This window comes from Streptomyces sp. RKAG337, from assembly GCF_023701715.1.
GTDB lineage: Bacteria > Actinomycetota > Actinomycetes > Streptomycetales > Streptomycetaceae > Actinacidiphila.
Genome location: NZ_JAJOZA010000002.1, coordinates 91,191 through 105,888, shown reverse-complemented (window position 1 = coordinate 105,888; position 14,698 = coordinate 91,191). Strand labels below are relative to the sequence as shown.

Sequence of the window (14,698 nt, the reverse complement as noted above, 5' to 3'; positions counted from 1 at the left end):
CCCTGCGGATACTTGCCCAATGGATCCGCATGTCACGGTCCTGGTGCTGCCGAGCGGCGCGGTTGATGTCGCCGGTCTGCCGTTGGACAGCCCCCGGGGTGGGCTCGACGACACGTGGGATGCAGTGAAGCGCAACGCGGCGCGTCTCCGCATGCCGGTGCGGGTCAGCGTGGCGCAGCCCGATGGGCTGGTGGAGGCCCATGCTGTTGCCCCCGATGGCACCGCGGTGATCGTCGACCGCCACCCGCTGAAGCGGCCGACCGACCCGGTCGATCCGCAGTGGATGGACGGGATGCCTGATCGTCATGAACTGCTGGCGCTGGTGCGTGCCGCTGACCGGGCGGCCCAGTGGCGGGGTGCCCGGGTGGCTGCGGAGCGGTTGGCTGCCCAGGTCCGCAACGAACTCGGAGACCGGCATCCGCACACCGTCCTGGCCGTCGAGCTGCAGGGCCACTTCGCTCTTCGTGCCCGAGACTGGGTCGGCGCAGCCAGGCTGTACACCTGGGCGGCCGGGGCGCGGTATCTGCTGGGAGCGCCGGCGTCCGACACTAGGACGGCGATGGACAACGCCGTCTCGTGCTGGACGCGTTCGCGGAGATACGACGGTGCCTTCACGGCCGGTCTGGATCTGGCCCATGTGCTGGTCCGCGCCGCGCCGGAGCCGCGTGGCCGGTTGGCTGCTGTCCTCAAGGGGCTGGACGGGGCGGCACGCTGAGAAGCTCGGCGTCGGCGTCCTCGACGCGAACCGCCCTCGGGCCGGACAACCATGGTTGTCCGGCCCGAGGGCGGTTCGCGTGTGTGTTCAGAAGAGGGAGCGGCCTTCGCGGAGCGCGTGGACGATCCGGTTGAGGGCGTCCGGGATGCGTCCCGATCCCGAGGCCGGGCGGTCCGAGCCGGGCACGGCGCTGGAGTACACGCGGGCCTTCTCCCCTCGGGTGCGGAAGACGTGGATCTGCTGCTGGTTGATGTCGACGCCGTAGACGCAGCGTGATTCGATGCGGTCCGGCGCGAGGTGGTTGACCCTCATGCCCATCTCGCCCGCACGCCGCTCGTACTCAGTGGCCTCGCGGTCGCCGGGGCGTCCCCAGCCCTCGAACATGAGCGCTGCGCCAGCCACGGGGGAGTCGGCGTACTCGCGGCGGTGAAGGTCGGCGGGGACTTGCGGCAGGTTCCTGGCGACGCTGGTGAGTGCGTCGGCGGGGTTGATGTCCCGGCTGTTCCATGCCCGAGCGGGGATCACGCGCAGTTCGATCGAGCGCGAAGAGTGATCTGCCAGGTGCACGGTGAACAGGCGGGCGGGCCGATCCCATCCTCGCCGTTCTCCCTCCCGCGCCTCGATGGCGTACAGCGCGGTGGCCATGGCGTCGGCCAGCTTGTCCTCGCACAGGCCCAGCGGCTTGTGCGGCATGAGGACGGTGCGCTTCTCCCAGATCTGCATGATGGCTCTCTTCCGTCGGCCCGAGACAGCGGGCGGGTGCGGCAGGCGTGGGCCGGGCTCTTACGCGATAGGTAGGGGCCCGACTTCCGCACTGGGGAGGGCCGGTTGATCACGGCCTCATCGTGATCTCAATCTACACTTAACTCATAGAGTTAAGCAATTCATTTGGAGGGTTGATCTGCTGTTCCGTGCGGCATCGGGGTGCGCTCTGCCGGGTCAGGGGTCGGTCCCTGGCCGGGCTCGACGGAGTGGGTCGGTTGCTCACGGCTGGTTGCGGAACCAGGCGAGAAAGCGCTCGGCGCGGGCCTGGTCGAGGAGCACGGTCAGCGCGCCGTCGTCGTCCAGGTCCTGGTTGACGCCCCCGGCCGGGGGCGTGGTCGTGGAGCCGGGCCAGCGGGCGATCAGGGAGAGCAGGGCCCCGGCGGCCGGCCCTGCGGCGGTGAGCTTGAGGATGATGGTCAGGGTCTCGTCGTCGATGTCGAGGTCGATGTCGATCGGGCCGTCGGGGACGGTGGAGCGCAGCCGGGCGAAGAGGTCCTGCTGGTCGGGGACCGCCGCGCCGAAGGCGTCGGCGTTCGCCTGGGCCTGCGCGGTGCGCTGGTAGAAGGTGTCGATCAGCTTCTGGGCGCTGGCGCGGAGAGCGTCCTCGGGGATCTCCTCCAGCGCGGAGACGGTGCGGTCTGCCGTGCCGGGCGGAGTGAGGGGGTGGAAGCCGATCTGGCGCTGTGCCCCTTCGCTGTCGAGGAGGGTGAGGATGGTCAAGTTGGCCACCGGGTGGAGGTAGATCGTCCACTGGTCGGGCAGGGCATTGGGGGGTGTGCTCATCGGATCCTCCGGGGTTGGGTGACGGGTGGGCGCGTGACGGCGGTCATAGGTCGGCGCGAAGGACCAGGCGCAGTGCGGACTGGATGGAGGCACGCTGTTCTGCGGTGACATGGCTGGCGAAGGCGAGGTGGACACGGACGGCGGCGGCATCGTCCTGCCAACGCGTCAGGGGCTCGGGCTCGGGCAGCAGCTGCTCCGCGGCCATGTCGACGGCCCACCGGGACAAATCCGGGGCTGCGCCGAGAAGTTGCCGCATCACGTCGTAGATCTGGCTGGCCTCGTCGTCGCCGAGGGATTGCCAGGTGCGACTGGCGGTGGTGCCCTCGGTGCTGGGGATGGTGTGGTCGCCGATGCCTTCGCCTACTCCGGACTGCGGGTCGAGGGCGTCGAGCAGCATTCCGTAGACGGTCGCGGCGGCGGTGCGCAGATCGGCCGAGCTGTACGCAGGGGCGGTCGTGTCCGGGGTGGCCGGGAGGGACCGGGGCGTGGGGGAGGCCGGTACGGCCGGGCTGATGGACTCGCTGGTGTCCTCGTCGAGCTCCTTGGCGTAGGCGCGGTCGGCGCAGTTGCCGCACAGGCCCTGCCAGCCTTCGCCGTCCTCGGTGGATTCCTCGCAGTCCTGTGCCGAGCAGAAGTAGTCGGCGTACGCGTCGGCCGGGATGAACCGCATGGCTGCGGTCGCGGTCGTCAGGGTGAGGATGCCGTGCTCCCCGATGAGGGCCTGCGCTGCGTAGGAGCGGCGGGCGCGGCGGACGGCGTGCCAGACGTCCAGGCCGGGCAGTTGTCCGTGCTCGGCGTCGACGGGCCGGGACCAGGTCTCGCTGGTGCGGGTTTGGACGATGTACTCGATGTCGATGTCGATCGCGGCGCGGAGATTGAGGGCGGGCGCGGCGCTGGGTGCGGGGGTGCTCGTGGGCATGGCGAAGCAGCTCTCTGCTGATCGGCTCGGGGCCGGAAGGAAGGGGGAAGCGGCGGTGCTGCGACTGCCGGGCGAAGCGGGAGCGCCACGCTCGCCCGGCGGCGGGTCAGATCAGTTCGATGCGGTCGCCGCCGTCGGTGAGGGTGAGCATCAGGCGGCGGTGGTGGTGCGGGGCGTCCCAGTCGATGGTGAGCTGGCGGACCTGCGGGTGAGGGTTCCAGCGGGTCACGGTGCCGGTGGTCCCGGCGGGCACCGGGTCGTGCTCGTCGGTGCAGACGATGACGGTGATGCGGTCACCTGGGGTGAACTCGGCTTCCACGGTGGCTCCTTCGGCCGGAGGGGCGGACTAGCGGTGTTCGGACTCGCCGTCGTTGTCGACCTCGACCAGGAGGAGGCGAGGCCGGTCGGCCTGGTGCTCGATGTGCACATAGGGGACGGACGGCTGGCCCTCCCAGTCCGCGCGCACTCTCACCAGGACACTGACGCCGAAGACGCGCAGTTCGTAGGTGTCGCTGGGCGCTGCGCCGGCGGGGTCCGGGTCCGCGTCGACCACCGTGACGACGGCGTCCCGGATGGTGTGTTCGGCGGTGCTCGAACGGCGGCTGCGTCCGGCCGGCATGGTGGCGACGAATGTGGCGACTGCCGCCAGGGCGAGCGCGGTTGCTATGGCCCCCTGAGTGGTGGTGCGGGGCTGGTAGAGCCAGGCGCTGGCCAGAGCGACGGCGGCGCTGGGGAAGCCATAGCGGGCAGTCCAGCGCCGCCACCGGGCAGAGGCCGGGCGGTCGGGCGGGCGAAGACGGTGCACGGGGAATCTCCGGTGGGTCTTGCCCTCGCGGGGTGGCGGGGGACGGGTGGTCGCGGCGCGGCTGCTGGGGGTCAGCGGAGTTTGAGGTGGGTGGCGAAGTGCCGGCCGACGTAGCCGTCGCGGAACCGGGCTCCGCCTCGCCAGGCGTCGGTGAGGAGGTTGTTCAGTGTCCGATCGCCGTCGTCGGCGTGGAGGCCGAGGTGCGGCCGGGTGACGCGCTTGGGAAGTCGGGCGAGGGGCCAGTTGCCGACCAGGTGTGGTGGGAAGCGCGGGCGGCCACGGCGGACCGGACCCCCATGCCGGCTGCCGTCGGCCAGGTACACGTCCCCGATGCTGGCGAAGCCGCCGCGCACATGGACGGTGACGTACGTCGCCTCGTCGTAGAGACAGGCGAGGACGGCCGCGATCGAGCCGACCGCCTCGCGGGCGCTCTCCTTGAGGGCGGCGCGCGCGTCGTCCATGGCGGTGACCGCGTCAGGGATGACCGTCTCCACGGCTTGACTCCTCGTTCTCGGTTTCGCGCGTCGGGACGGCCACTGACGCGGCCGGGGGTGCTGCGGTCCTACCGGTCGGCCAGGCGCTCCAGGGTCTTGTCCGCGTAGTCCCGAAGGTGGATCAGCGCGGCTTCGGGGGCGGGGTGCCGGGCGGCCAGGTCGTGCAGCTGGGAGCCGTACTGAGCGAGGTAGGCGACGTACTCGGCGAAGTCGAGCGAGACCGCGTGCTCCATGTCCTTCTCGATCACAACGTGGTCACTGGCGTACTGGTCGGCGGCGGGCATGCGGGCGCTCCAGGTTCTGGGGATGGTGGGGAACAGGTGCGGACCAGAGGCTGACTGCCCGGTCCGACATTCATAACCCTACACATAGTCATGGAGTTAAGCAATATCCTAAATTCACCGCACCTCGCCCCCATGCGTTGATTCGCGGCCCCGTCGGCGACCACGTCGTGCCGCACCCCAACGGTGCCGCCGCCAAGTCGCGCGACGCACCGCTGGGCCCAGCCGGCGGCACGTTGTGCGGCCTATCTCCCGTTTGGCCAGTGGCGCTGCGCTCGGTCGGTCGCGGCGGGCGCGCGCGGGCGCTGCGGTCGCAGTGTCCGGCCCGGCGCTGGCCGCCGACGTCGCTTCCCGGCGCGCAGGGCGGTCGTCGAGAGCAAGGGCGGAGCCGGGACATCGCGCATATTGCTTAACTCTATGAGTTCGCTTATGTTTGGGGAGGAGCAGCTCCCGAGTTGCACGCGCTCCTCCTGGCAATCACGCACTCACCACCCATGAGGTAGATCCGTCATGCCCGATGTACCCGAGTACACGCCCTACAGCATCTACGTGCTGGAGCCACACGCTGATTATGCGACCGCCGAGAACGGCTACATCCCGATCGGAGCCATTGCCGAGCGCGTCTACAGCAAGCCGTACAGCTCGCTGCGCGGATGTCAGCGGGACGACGAGCACATCCGCAATGACAGCGAGAAGCTGTACGAACTCACCTCCGACGAGGACTACCTGGAGGCGCTCGGAGGCCTCGACGACACCGAGCTGTATCTGGGCTGGGACTCCCGTACCCGCGAGAGCGTCGTCAAGACCGGCATGACTGAGCTGGACTACTGGCTGAGCATCCGCGTCGCTGACGAGAACACGCCAGCCACTGTCGAGGCGAACCCGCCTGAAACGCAAGACCTTGAGAACGCCGTGTTCGAGGACCGATTCTTCGCCGATCGCGCTTTCTCTCCGTCGCTGAAACTGGTCCTGGCCGATCTCATCCGTCGCGGCGATATCCCACGCGGCGACTTCCTGTTCCGGCACTGGTGGTGACCGGAACGGAACGAAGACCGACCCATGGAACCCACCTTGAAAGGCCCCGATGTCCCTCACTCTCCCGATCGTAGAACTCCGGACACTGCTGCACGACGCGCTCTCGGCCGCGCTCGCCACCGACGCCCTTACCCTCCCGGCTCCGCTGATGTACACCCCGGGCGTTCACCGCTCGGCCCTCTACTGCGACACCGCCGTCGTACGCGGCAACGTAGGAGAGGGAAAGACCTTCTGGGCCCGGGCGCTGACCGATCCGCAGCTGCGTGCGGTAGCAGCGCGGGAGTACCGCATGCCGAGACTGATGCGGACCGAGCCGGTCGTCGGCTACGACGCTCAGCCTGGCTCCGGCCAGCCGACTGCTAGGGAGTTGCGTGCCCTGACCGACCAGGGGGTTCAGCCGACCGCCCTGTGGAGCGCCGTAGCCCTGACCGCCCTGGGCGTCCCGGACCTCAGCACGCTGACCACCTGGACCGAACGCGTCGACTGGCTGATCCGCAACCCCGGGGCCATGGAGCGGTCCCTGGCCGAGATGGAAGGCGTGGCACGGACCACCGACACCGTCCGGCTCGTACTGTTCGACGCCTTGGACGAACTCCACCCCGAACGGGCCCGCGCCGAACACCTCGCCTCGGGCATGCTCGCGCTCGCCGTCGCCCTGTCCCGGCAAACCACCCGCCTCCGCGCGAAGATCTTCATTCGTCCCGACATGCTGGACGGCGCCCTCACCGGCGTCCCCCGATCCCAGCGGCCCACCCTCACCGGCCGTACCGCCGACTTGTCCTGGAGCCGCTCCGACTACCTCGGCCGCATGGAGAGGACCAGCTTGTACGGGCTGTTCTTCCACCTGCTCGGCAATCACGACAGCGCCGAGGCCGCCGCCTTCCGCGCGTCCTGGCCGACCTGGGAACAGGCCGAGGACGGCCGCTACCTCGCACCCATCGAGCTGTGCCACGACGTAAAGACGCAGGAGCAGGTCTTCGCCACCCTTGCGGGCCTCTTCATGGGCTCCAACGCCCGCAAGGGCTTCACCTACAACTATCTGTCCTGCTACCTCCAAGATGCTCGCGGGACCGTCACCCCGCGCCCGTTCCTCTCCGCCCTGGCCAGCGCACTCTTGCGGACCGCGTGGAATCACCCCGACCACGATCGCCCGCTACATCACGACGACCTCCGCCACGGCGTGGGGTGCGGCGCGCGGGCTGAGGAACTCCACCGGGCGCTGCCGTGGGTCCGGCTGGCCCTGGAACCCTTGGCGGGACAGCAGGTGCCCATCGAGGAGGAGGACGTCCTCGCCCTGTGGGAGCAGGCGGGGCTGGCCCACCGGCTCCAGGAGTCCGCCCGGGAGGCCCAGAACGGCACCGGCCGTGTCCGGACCGGCCCGCGCAACCCGGGCAGCTACCCGCACTTGGTGGAGGAGCTGATCAGTGCCGGGGTGATGAACCGCCGCAGCGGCGGTCAACTCGACATGCCGGACGTCTACCGGACCGCTCACCGCATGGGCCGCCGAGGAGGAGTCAAGCCCGTCGCCCCGGTCGTGTAGCGCCGACCCGCCACACCCCCGCGCCCCGGCGCGACCGGCCCCCGCCGTCGCACCGGGGCCGCACTGTTCCCCGCGCCGGCCTCCTGTACGCCCGGCCGCCGGCCAGCTCTGCTCTCTGCCGGGAGCCGACGCGCGCCCGCGGAGCGGTCACACACCCGGCAGTTCCGGCACCTCTAGTGGATGTACGGCCCCCTCACCCACTGGACGAAGGATCTTCCGTGATCGACACCCGCGTGCTCGAACCCGCTCCCGCCGACCGCACCTGGCTCGACGACGCCTCCGCGGCACTGCTCGCCTACGCCCAGCTCCCCGCGGGCGACGCGTTCGCCCGCAGGGCGGCGGCCAGGAGGCTGCTGGCCTCGCCCAACATCCGGCCCGTACTGCGCCGGGCGGCTTTCACCCCCTCCACGAGGGACGCGGTGCTGGAGATCGCCCGGGTCGACGTCGAGGACCACCTCGACCAGCCGTGGACCGAGAGGGCGGAGGCATGGATGGAACTGACGCAGTCCTCCTGGCAGGAGTCCGCCCAGTTCTGCGCCGACCTGGCCTGGAGCGGCCGTCAGACCGGCAGCAGCACCCTGACGCATCTGACGGCCGACCAGGCCCTGAGCTGCGCCCCGACGATCACCGCCCGTACCCGACTCCACCTGTACGGACTCGGCCTGCGCTACGACTTCCGCTGCGGGGCGCTGCGCGTCCTGTTCGCCCGCCGCGGCCACGTGGCGGATCTGGACCCCTTCAGCCGCTCCCTGCACGCCTTCGCATTGCTCGGCCAGTCCGACCCGGCCGCCACCGATCTGATCGACCCGCTCCTGGAGGAGTCCCAGAACCACCCCAAGATCGCACACACGCTCCTGCACGGCCTGTGGCTCGGCCACGACCTCCCTGACCAGCCCCACCTGATCCTCGCCCTCCTGGACCGGCCGGCCTTCGCGGACGCGGACACCGACGCCATCGCGCTCTTCCGCAAGGCCGCGGCGCTGCGCGGGCTGCGCCGGTTCGACGAGGCCCTGGCTGCCATCGCTCAGGCCATGGAAGTCCTGCCGGTGAACGCCGGCTCCGCCGTGCACAGCGACCTGGTCCGCGAACGGGCGCTGATCCTCAGTGCGCGTGACGCGTGAGCAGTCTGCGCCGCGCACCACCACGGCCCGCGACCCGGTGAACGCCGGTCCGCGGGCCGTCGCCGTCACCGGGGGACCGCGCGCCGCGTCAGGACGTCGACCAGGCTGCTACGGGGGTGCGCCGACGAAACTCGGGACACCACACCACCGGCGAAACTCGATCGGAAGCCCGACGAGAAGCCGGCACACCCCCGGCACCGAACTCAGTCGCTCGGTCTCGTAAAAGTCAGTCGTGTTCGACGTCGCTCTGACCGAGTTCACTCACCAGCTTGTCGTAGTAGGCATCGGCCTCATCGAAGGTGCTGCTCTCCTCGACTTCTCGTGAGGAGTCATCGGTGTAGATCACGGCCCACCGATCCTCACGGGAGGAGTCGGGTACGTCGTATTCCGCAAGCTGGATCTTGTTCGCTGGGTGGCCGTCGCGACCGAGTGCCGAGTGTTCGTAGATAACGCGTGCACTGTTGTCGAGCAGTTCGTCGACAGCCTTGGCGTACTCCGCGTCGACGCCGGTGGGGTCCCAGCTGGAGATGATGGTGCGCATGATCGGGGTCCTCTGGCGTGGGGCAGCACGAGCCAGCCCAGACAAATATGGGGGCGAGGCCAGCGGCGAAGAGCCGTATTACCCGCAGGTGCGGGCGAGGCCACAGGTGACGGCAGGTGCCGCCTACGCCCGCGGTTGCGGGCCAGAAGGGATTCCAGCGTAACCCGAGGTCGATCGCTGATCGCACGGCCCTCGGGTTTCACGGCTGCCTTTCTTGACCGAGCGACTGCGTTCAGTGAGAACGGTCACCGCCGAGCAGGCCGCCCGCGGCCACGGCCGGGCGGCCTGTGGCCCCGCGCGATACCGTGGAGGTGCGGGTGATCCCCGTCGGCCACCTCCGAGTGACCGTGCCAACAGCTGCCGGTGCCCCGGCCGGGCGGCGGGCAGAAACGGGTTCCACGTGCGTCTCGGTGTCGATCACCGTTGTGACCTTGACGCCCCTCGTGCGGGCGAGCAGAGGCCGGGATGCTCACCCTGTGCGGGGGCGAGAGGCCGTCATGCCGTCCGACACCAGACTCCTGAACTCCGTCGCCCACCAGGCCGGGCTCACCCATCAGCAGCTCCTCCAGGACTGCCGCGAATTCCAGCCGACCAGCGGCCTGCGCAACCACGTGGCGTGGGCCATGCACTACTACCCGCTGCTCAGGGACTTGTTGCGCCTGCCCGACCCGCGCGGGCGCCGGCTGCGCCCTGTCGGCATGGTCGCCGTCCGCACGCTGATGGGCCTGCCGCGTATCGGCACCCGGATGCTGCTGGACCCGGTCCAGGCCGCTGCCGCGTTCCCGCGCCTCCAGCTGCCCCCTGGGATGGCCCGCTTCACAGTGGCCGTCGTCTTCCGTCACCGCCGCGGACACGAGCTGCCGGACTACCTGTTCGACGCGGGCGCGCGCGGCGGCCCGTCGCGGCCGGTGACGTTCGACGCGGACATCGTCGTCCTGGTGCTCATCGACGACTCGGGGCTGGCTGAAGTCGCCCGCGTCCTCAACCGGGCCGACGCCACCCGGTACACCGCCGTCGACGTCGGCCGCGGCGGCGCGAGCAACTACAAGTTCGCCTTCAACAGGACTGTCCTTGAGCCCTTCGGCGTGGACATCACCACCGCCGTCAACGCCCAGCTCTCCCAGCTGCGTGACCGCCGGCCGTAGCCGGCCCCGGCCCTGCGGCCTCGAGCGCCGCGGGGTCGAGCACGTAGATGGCTTCGGAGGCGGACAGCGGAAGGTCGGGCCGGATCCGGGTCCGCGGCAACCACCGGCGCCGGTACTCGTAGGTCTCCCCGAGCACTGCCGCGTCCTTATAGACCGGGCCGATCTTGCGTCCGCTCGTGTCACGGATCCCGTAGCGAACGCGCGGCCGGACGTGGGCGCGCCGCCAGGTGCCGGTGGTGCGCTCGGCACCGGGCTCCCGGTGGACGGGGCGCGGGGCGGGGACGTCCGGCGGTGGGGTGTAGTCGAGGGTGTGGACCTGGTGGAAACCTCCGTCGCGTGCCTGCCAGGTCCGTGCGAGTTTCTTGATGGTGCGGTCCCGGCCGCGGCTGCTGGCCTCGTCGCGGCGCGGCAGGTCGGGTGGCGGGCTCCAGTTTTCGAAGGCGAGCAGTGCCGCGTACCCGTACAGCGCGCGTCCGGCCGGGTGGGCGCCGAACGGCACGGGCACCAGGGCGAAGGACGGCGTTCCGGTGCGCCGGTCGCAGGCCGCAGTGAGCAGCCAGCCCAGGCTGCTATCCAGACGGCCGTCCGCCAGGCCGGTCAGGATTCCTCCTATCACCACCGGTGCGTCGCCCAGCGGCCGCCCCGCGCCGACGGCCTCGACCAGGTCGGCGTCGTCGGCCACAGCGTCGAAGGGGACGCCGTCGTGCAACACGAACACCGAGTCGGCCGGCACGGTCAGCTCAGCCCGGGTCTCGGCGTCCAAGGGCGCGGTGGTCGCCGCGTCCTCGGCCAGCACGCCGGGGACGAAGTGCGGAACGGAGGTGTAGGCGGCGAGGCCGGCCGAGACGCGTTGCAGCCGGCTGTCCTGCAGGTGGGCCGGCACGGACAGACCTTGATGGGCCAGCAGCGTACTGGGCGGGGCCAGACGGCAGCGCACCCCTCCGACGTCGGAGGCCACCAGGTCCCGCATCACGCCCTGCCCCTGGTCCCACCGGCTGTCGTAGCCCGCGAACGCCTCGTCGCGGGCACGGGCGTCGGCAAAGGTGCGGCCGACCACGGCGACGACGTCCACGACACGGTCGAGGTTCGGCCCGCTGCCGGGAACGAGCGCGGTGACCGTCTGCTCCGACTCCGGGGCGTCGCGGGCAGGCGCCCATCCTCCGCACGCCTGCCGTACCGCCTGGACCGCGCCGCTGCGATGGATGAGCCGGCGCCAGGCCGTGTTCAGCGGCAGCTTGCGTCCGTGCGCGGCCAAGTCGCCGTACGGCATGCCGTAGAGGAACCGGTCGAGCGCGGCGTGACCCTTCGCGTCAGCGGCAGGAGCGCTCCGGCCATTCACGGACGCCGCCACTCGGTTCCCTCAAAGACCCGGTACACGAAGCGGCGGTTCACGGCCAGGCCGGACGCGATCTGGGAGACCATGCGCTCCTCCTGCATCCACGCCTTGGCGACACGGACCGCGTCGCCAAGCTCTGCGGTCAGGAGCAGGTCCCGGACCTGGTTGGCGCTGCGCCGCAGGTGTGCGCTGGCGATCCGCGCGGTGATGTTGTCACCGGTGATCACGTGGCCGTCGGCCATCGAGTCCAGCTGCTGGGCCATCGTGCGGAGGGCGTCGTCCCAGGTGTCGTGTTCGGCGAATCCCGGCACGCCGTTGTTGAACCAGGCCGCCGCCCACCGTGTGCCGTTCTGGCCGGAGGCGACGGCCGCCCTGTTGTTGTCGTCCCAGCCGGCCTTGGTCCCGGCGGCGCTGAAGACGGCTTCGGCGGGGCCCCGGTTGTAGGCGTACTCGGCCTCCAGGGACAGGGGGTAGAGGATCGCGGTCGGTTCGGCCGAGCGGGTCACGGTGATCGGGCCGGCGATGTGGTTGCGCACCTCGTAGGTCACGCCCTCCCACTCCTGCGTCATCGGCCGGCCGCGCAGGTCGCGCCAGAGCCCGGCCTCCTCCAGCTCGGGAATCGCGGCGACGGGCAGGACTTGGTCGAAGGGCAGGGCCATGACCACCTCACTTCCTGAAAGTGAGCATGAAGGTACACACACGCCCGCAGAGTGTCCACCTTCATGCTCACTTATGGGTGACGTGTCCCGGCGCGCGTGACGGTGCAAGCTAGCCACGACGTGCCCACCCACCGACGCTGCGCGTGAGCCGCGCGGCGGCGTGCGCCTCCGAACGGGCGACTACATCACGCTGATCAGTACGTGGTGGCCCGAGGGCAGACGCCCGCGGCCGTCGATCCCGAAGGGAATGCCGGGGCTGGTACGCAACGCACGCACGCCGGTGGACGCCATCGCGAGGGCGGCCTTCGGGTCGCCGTCGCTGTCGACGAGCAACTGGACGTGCACGCGGCGGGAGTCGTCGCGGACCTCCAGCCCGGTCAGCGCCACCGGCAGGGTGGACAGGTCCTCGGCCCACGGCAGGAGACCGCGCAGAAGTGCCGCAGTGGCGGCCGTGGAGGTGGTCCGGGCGGCCGGGGTGCGGTTGTTGAACGTCGGATGGGTGCCCGCGACGAGCAGTAACTCTCCGGGCAGATCGACGGTCAGGGTGTACGTGTAGGCGTCGGCGCCGAGGGCCGAGAGGACCGGTGCGGCGCCGGTCGCGGCGGCGAGGCGGTCCACGCTGCTGCGCTGGTCGGCCATCGTGACGCTCTCGGCGAAGGTGACCTGGGCGTCACGGCCGCAGAGCGTGAGCTGCAGGGGCTCCAGCGGACCGGCTCTGTCCAGCAGAGCGGCGACACCGCGCAGCAGATCGGGGAGGTCGGGGCGCATGGCGTCATTGTCCCCGCTCGGACAAGACCGCCGCCATACCTTCGCCGGGGTTCGCGCGCCGGGTCGGCGCACGTGGTGCGGCGGCATCATCCGGGCCCACCTCGCGGCGGCCCTCGGCCTGGCGCTTCCACGGGTGCGGGGCGGCCCTCACCGCTCCTCTTCCAGGTCGATGGAGGGGAGGTATGCGTAGCGGTCGTCCTGGTCCAGGTCGCGGACCTCTTCGGGAAGCGAGTCGAAGACGACGCCGGCCTCTCTCAGCTCTTCGGCGATGTGGTCGAGCGTGATCTCGCGGGTCAAGTCGTGCGGCCACCATGCGTGGATGAGGTCGTCGGGCAGGGCCGGGAGTCGGGCGCTGAGGTCGTCGAAGGTACGCACCGTCGTCCCTTCGGCGGTGATGGCTCGCTCCAGCGCGATGGAGTCGCCGGAGCGGAAGTTCAGCACGATGTGGGCGGCGTTGGGGAACAGCCGGCGCAGCAGCGCGGTGAACTCGGCCGCAGCGGCAGCCGCGTCTTCGTTCAGCCGCTCCCGCGCGGCGCGCACCCGGGCGTAGGCGGTGCCCGTCGACGGGACGTCGGCGTCGTTGGCTTCTTCGGGACTGTCGTCCTCGCCCTCCTGCTGCATCAGAGTGTGGGCGCGTTCGACCAGTTCATGCTGCCGCTCGGAGAGGTCGGCCCAGTCGCCGAACAGGGCGTCCACAGCGGTGCGCACCAGGCCCTCGACTTCCAGCGGGGTGAAGTGGGCGCTGATGCCGACGAGTTCGACGATGTCGGGTGTAGAGGAGTGGGTGACGGGGGCACGGGACATGTCTCGCTCCGGGTCTGGTTCGGTGAAGGGTTGGGTGACGGCGGGCGATCAGGGCGTCGCCGGTCGGCCGATGGCTGGCCGGGGCGGCCGGGATCGGCGAGGTCGGCCGGCCCTGCGGTGCAGCGGCCGGCGAGGGTCATCGGCGGGCGTAGGAGGCCAAGACGATGCTGAGGATTCCCTCCTCGCAGGCATCGGGGTCGGTGACCTCGTTGTCCTCGAAGAAGGAGCCCGCAGCGGAGAAGGCCGCTTTCAGCAGCGGTCCGGTGGCCTCGTACTCGAAGCCTTCACGCTCCGGGTCAAGGGCGAAGTCGAACGTGAAGCTCCACGAGCCGTATTCGGCGACCGGCGCGGTGGCGAGGTCGATTCCCTCGCCGATGATCAGGGCAGTCTCCCAAGTCGTCCAGTCCCTTGCGTAGCCGGGGTGGGCGAGCTTCGCGATGAACATGCGCGCCCGGAGCAGTGAGTGGAACTGGGACAAGCGGGTCGCCGGGGTCGCCGGTGCGCCGTCGGTGGTCTCGTAGAGGCTGTACATCGGGTAGTCGGGGTGTGCGTGGGAACCGTCGACCGTGAAAATCCGGCCCTGGTCTCGGACTTCCCAGCGGTGGCGCACCGCTCCGGACTGGTCGGTCCAGTCCGGGTGGGCGATGAGGGACTGGTGTTGGTCCCAGGTGAGGGGCAGCGGCATGCGGGTGTCCTCAGCGGTGGTGGGTGGATCGGCTGGTCATCGGTGCGGGCGCGGTGGCTCCGGCAGGCGGTCTATCCGCGGATCACGGAGCTGAGGCGGGGCACATCCGCCTAGCGCTACTTAAATCTATGAGTTCGACTCATGGTGAGTCAAGGATGCCGGACGATAGAGCGAGTTGCATAAGTCCATGAGTTTGGTTAACCTGGTGATGTTGGAAGGCGGGGAAGCGCCAACAACAGACGCCGCACCCCCGCCCCCTGATATCCAGACCCGCGCCGTTCACCGGCCAGCGGGCCGTCCCG

General features: G+C 70.4%; 18 protein-coding genes. 5 read left to right on the top strand and 13 right to left on the bottom strand.

Annotated features, from left to right (window positions below; genetic code table 11):
* Positions 1–19 precede the first annotated feature (19 nt).
* A complete protein-coding gene (locus LNW73_RS35200; RefSeq protein WP_250993258.1) occupies positions 20–715 on the top strand; it encodes a hypothetical protein in 696 nt (231 codons plus the stop codon).
* Between the two features lie 87 nt (positions 716–802).
* On the opposite strand, the gene LNW73_RS35195 is transcribed toward LNW73_RS35200, so the two are convergent.
* From LNW73_RS35195 to LNW73_RS35165, 7 genes are all read right to left on the bottom strand, one after another.
* On the bottom strand, positions 803–1,438 hold the full coding sequence (locus tag LNW73_RS35195) for a hypothetical protein (RefSeq protein WP_250993257.1): 636 nt from the start codon (positions 1,436–1,438) through the stop codon (positions 803–805).
* A 261-nt stretch (positions 1,439–1,699) separates the two neighbouring features.
* Positions 1,700–2,263 (bottom strand): hypothetical protein, encoded by a 564-nt coding sequence (locus LNW73_RS35190; protein ID WP_250993256.1) that lies wholly within the window; start codon positions 2,261–2,263, stop codon positions 1,700–1,702.
* A gap of 43 nt (positions 2,264–2,306) precedes the next feature.
* A complete protein-coding gene (locus tag LNW73_RS35185; protein WP_250993255.1) occupies positions 2,307–3,182 on the bottom strand; it encodes a hypothetical protein in 876 nt (291 codons plus the stop codon).
* A gap of 106 nt (positions 3,183–3,288) precedes the next feature.
* On the bottom strand, positions 3,289–3,501 hold the full coding sequence (locus LNW73_RS35180; RefSeq protein WP_250993254.1) for a hypothetical protein: 213 nt from the start codon (positions 3,499–3,501) through the stop codon (positions 3,289–3,291).
* Positions 3,502–3,528: 27 nt separating this feature from the next.
* Entirely contained in the window at positions 3,529–3,987 is a 459-nt protein-coding gene (locus LNW73_RS35175; RefSeq protein ID WP_250993253.1) for a hypothetical protein, read from the bottom strand.
* Between the two features lie 71 nt (positions 3,988–4,058).
* Positions 4,059–4,481: a hypothetical protein gene (locus LNW73_RS35170; protein ID WP_250993252.1), complete on the bottom strand. Its 423-nt coding sequence runs from the start codon at positions 4,479–4,481 to the stop codon at positions 4,059–4,061.
* Between the two features lie 68 nt (positions 4,482–4,549).
* Complete coding sequence (locus LNW73_RS35165; RefSeq protein WP_250993251.1) at positions 4,550–4,765, bottom strand: hypothetical protein; 216 nt, start codon at positions 4,763–4,765, stop codon at positions 4,550–4,552.
* 507 nt (positions 4,766–5,272) lie between these two features.
* Here LNW73_RS35165 and LNW73_RS35160 point away from each other — a divergent pair.
* From LNW73_RS35160 to LNW73_RS35150, 3 genes are all read left to right on the top strand, one after another.
* Positions 5,273–5,797 (top strand): hypothetical protein, encoded by a 525-nt coding sequence (locus LNW73_RS35160; protein WP_250993250.1) that lies wholly within the window; start codon positions 5,273–5,275, stop codon positions 5,795–5,797.
* Between the two features lie 49 nt (positions 5,798–5,846).
* Entirely contained in the window at positions 5,847–7,337 is a 1,491-nt protein-coding gene (locus LNW73_RS35155; RefSeq protein WP_250993249.1) for a hypothetical protein, read from the top strand.
* Positions 7,338–7,555: 218 nt separating this feature from the next.
* On the top strand, positions 7,556–8,458 hold the full coding sequence (locus tag LNW73_RS35150) for a hypothetical protein (RefSeq protein ID WP_250993248.1): 903 nt from the start codon (positions 7,556–7,558) through the stop codon (positions 8,456–8,458).
* Positions 8,459–8,684: 226 nt separating this feature from the next.
* Here the strand turns inward: LNW73_RS35150 and LNW73_RS35145 are convergent, their stop codons facing one another.
* Positions 8,685–8,999: a hypothetical protein gene (locus LNW73_RS35145; RefSeq protein ID WP_250993247.1), complete on the bottom strand. Its 315-nt coding sequence runs from the start codon at positions 8,997–8,999 to the stop codon at positions 8,685–8,687.
* A 497-nt stretch (positions 9,000–9,496) separates the two neighbouring features.
* Here LNW73_RS35145 and LNW73_RS35140 point away from each other — a divergent pair, with 497 nt between their 5' ends.
* Positions 9,497–10,144, top strand: a complete 648-nt coding sequence (locus LNW73_RS35140) for a hypothetical protein (RefSeq protein ID WP_250993246.1) — start codon at positions 9,497–9,499, stop codon at positions 10,142–10,144.
* Here LNW73_RS35140 and LNW73_RS35135 read toward each other — a convergent pair.
* The 5 genes from LNW73_RS35135 to LNW73_RS35115 form a co-directional block, all read right to left on the bottom strand.
* Positions 10,104–11,483 (bottom strand): hypothetical protein, encoded by a 1,380-nt coding sequence (locus tag LNW73_RS35135; RefSeq protein WP_250993245.1) that lies wholly within the window; start codon positions 11,481–11,483, stop codon positions 10,104–10,106. The two genes, LNW73_RS35140 and LNW73_RS35135, sit on opposite strands and share 41 nt — an antisense overlap.
* The gene (locus tag LNW73_RS35130) at positions 11,480–12,139 is read right to left on the bottom strand and encodes a hypothetical protein (protein WP_250993244.1); all 660 of its coding nucleotides are present in this window, start codon (positions 12,137–12,139) and stop codon (positions 11,480–11,482) included. Before LNW73_RS35130 ends, LNW73_RS35135 begins: the two co-directional genes overlap by 4 nt.
* Before the next feature lie 180 nt (positions 12,140–12,319).
* Entirely contained in the window at positions 12,320–12,907 is a 588-nt protein-coding gene (locus tag LNW73_RS35125; protein WP_250993243.1) for a hypothetical protein, read from the bottom strand.
* A 147-nt stretch (positions 12,908–13,054) separates the two neighbouring features.
* Positions 13,055–13,711 carry a hypothetical protein gene (locus LNW73_RS35120; protein ID WP_250993242.1) on the bottom strand — a complete coding sequence of 219 codons (657 nt, stop codon included), beginning with the start codon at positions 13,709–13,711 and terminating at the stop codon, positions 13,055–13,057.
* A gap of 136 nt (positions 13,712–13,847) precedes the next feature.
* Positions 13,848–14,396 carry a hypothetical protein gene (locus LNW73_RS35115; protein WP_250993241.1) on the bottom strand — a complete coding sequence of 183 codons (549 nt, stop codon included), beginning with the start codon at positions 14,394–14,396 and terminating at the stop codon, positions 13,848–13,850.
* Positions 14,397–14,698: the final 302 nt, after the last annotated feature.

What these genes read in the sequence shown, in the direction of transcription:
- LNW73_RS35145 (WP_250993247.1), bottom strand. Translation starts at nt 8,999, where the DNA reads ATGCGCACCATCATCTCCAGCTGGGACCCCACCGGCGTCGACGCGGAG.
- LNW73_RS35190 (WP_250993256.1), bottom strand. Translation starts at nt 2,263, where the DNA reads ATGAGCACACCCCCCAATGCCCTGCCCGACCAGTGGACGATCTACCTC.
- LNW73_RS35200 (WP_250993258.1), top strand. Translation starts at nt 20, where the DNA reads ATGGATCCGCATGTCACGGTCCTGGTGCTGCCGAGCGGCGCGGTTGAT.
- LNW73_RS35165 (WP_250993251.1), bottom strand. Translation starts at nt 4,765, where the DNA reads ATGCCCGCCGCCGACCAGTACGCCAGTGACCACGTTGTGATCGAGAAG.
- LNW73_RS35160 (WP_250993250.1), top strand. Translation starts at nt 5,273, where the DNA reads ATGCCCGATGTACCCGAGTACACGCCCTACAGCATCTACGTGCTGGAG.
- LNW73_RS35185 (WP_250993255.1), bottom strand. Translation starts at nt 3,182, where the DNA reads ATGCCCACGAGCACCCCCGCACCCAGCGCCGCGCCCGCCCTCAATCTC.
- LNW73_RS35125 (WP_250993243.1), bottom strand. Translation starts at nt 12,907, where the DNA reads ATGCGCCCCGACCTCCCCGATCTGCTGCGCGGTGTCGCCGCTCTGCTG.
- LNW73_RS35140 (WP_250993246.1), top strand. Translation starts at nt 9,497, where the DNA reads ATGCCGTCCGACACCAGACTCCTGAACTCCGTCGCCCACCAGGCCGGG.
- LNW73_RS35155 (WP_250993249.1), top strand. Translation starts at nt 5,847, where the DNA reads ATGTCCCTCACTCTCCCGATCGTAGAACTCCGGACACTGCTGCACGAC.
- LNW73_RS35120 (WP_250993242.1), bottom strand. Translation starts at nt 13,711, where the DNA reads ATGTCCCGTGCCCCCGTCACCCACTCCTCTACACCCGACATCGTCGAA.
- LNW73_RS35115 (WP_250993241.1), bottom strand. Translation starts at nt 14,396, where the DNA reads ATGCCGCTGCCCCTCACCTGGGACCAACACCAGTCCCTCATCGCCCAC.
- LNW73_RS35130 (WP_250993244.1), bottom strand. Translation starts at nt 12,139, where the DNA reads ATGGCCCTGCCCTTCGACCAAGTCCTGCCCGTCGCCGCGATTCCCGAG.
- LNW73_RS35195 (WP_250993257.1), bottom strand. Translation starts at nt 1,438, where the DNA reads ATGCAGATCTGGGAGAAGCGCACCGTCCTCATGCCGCACAAGCCGCTG.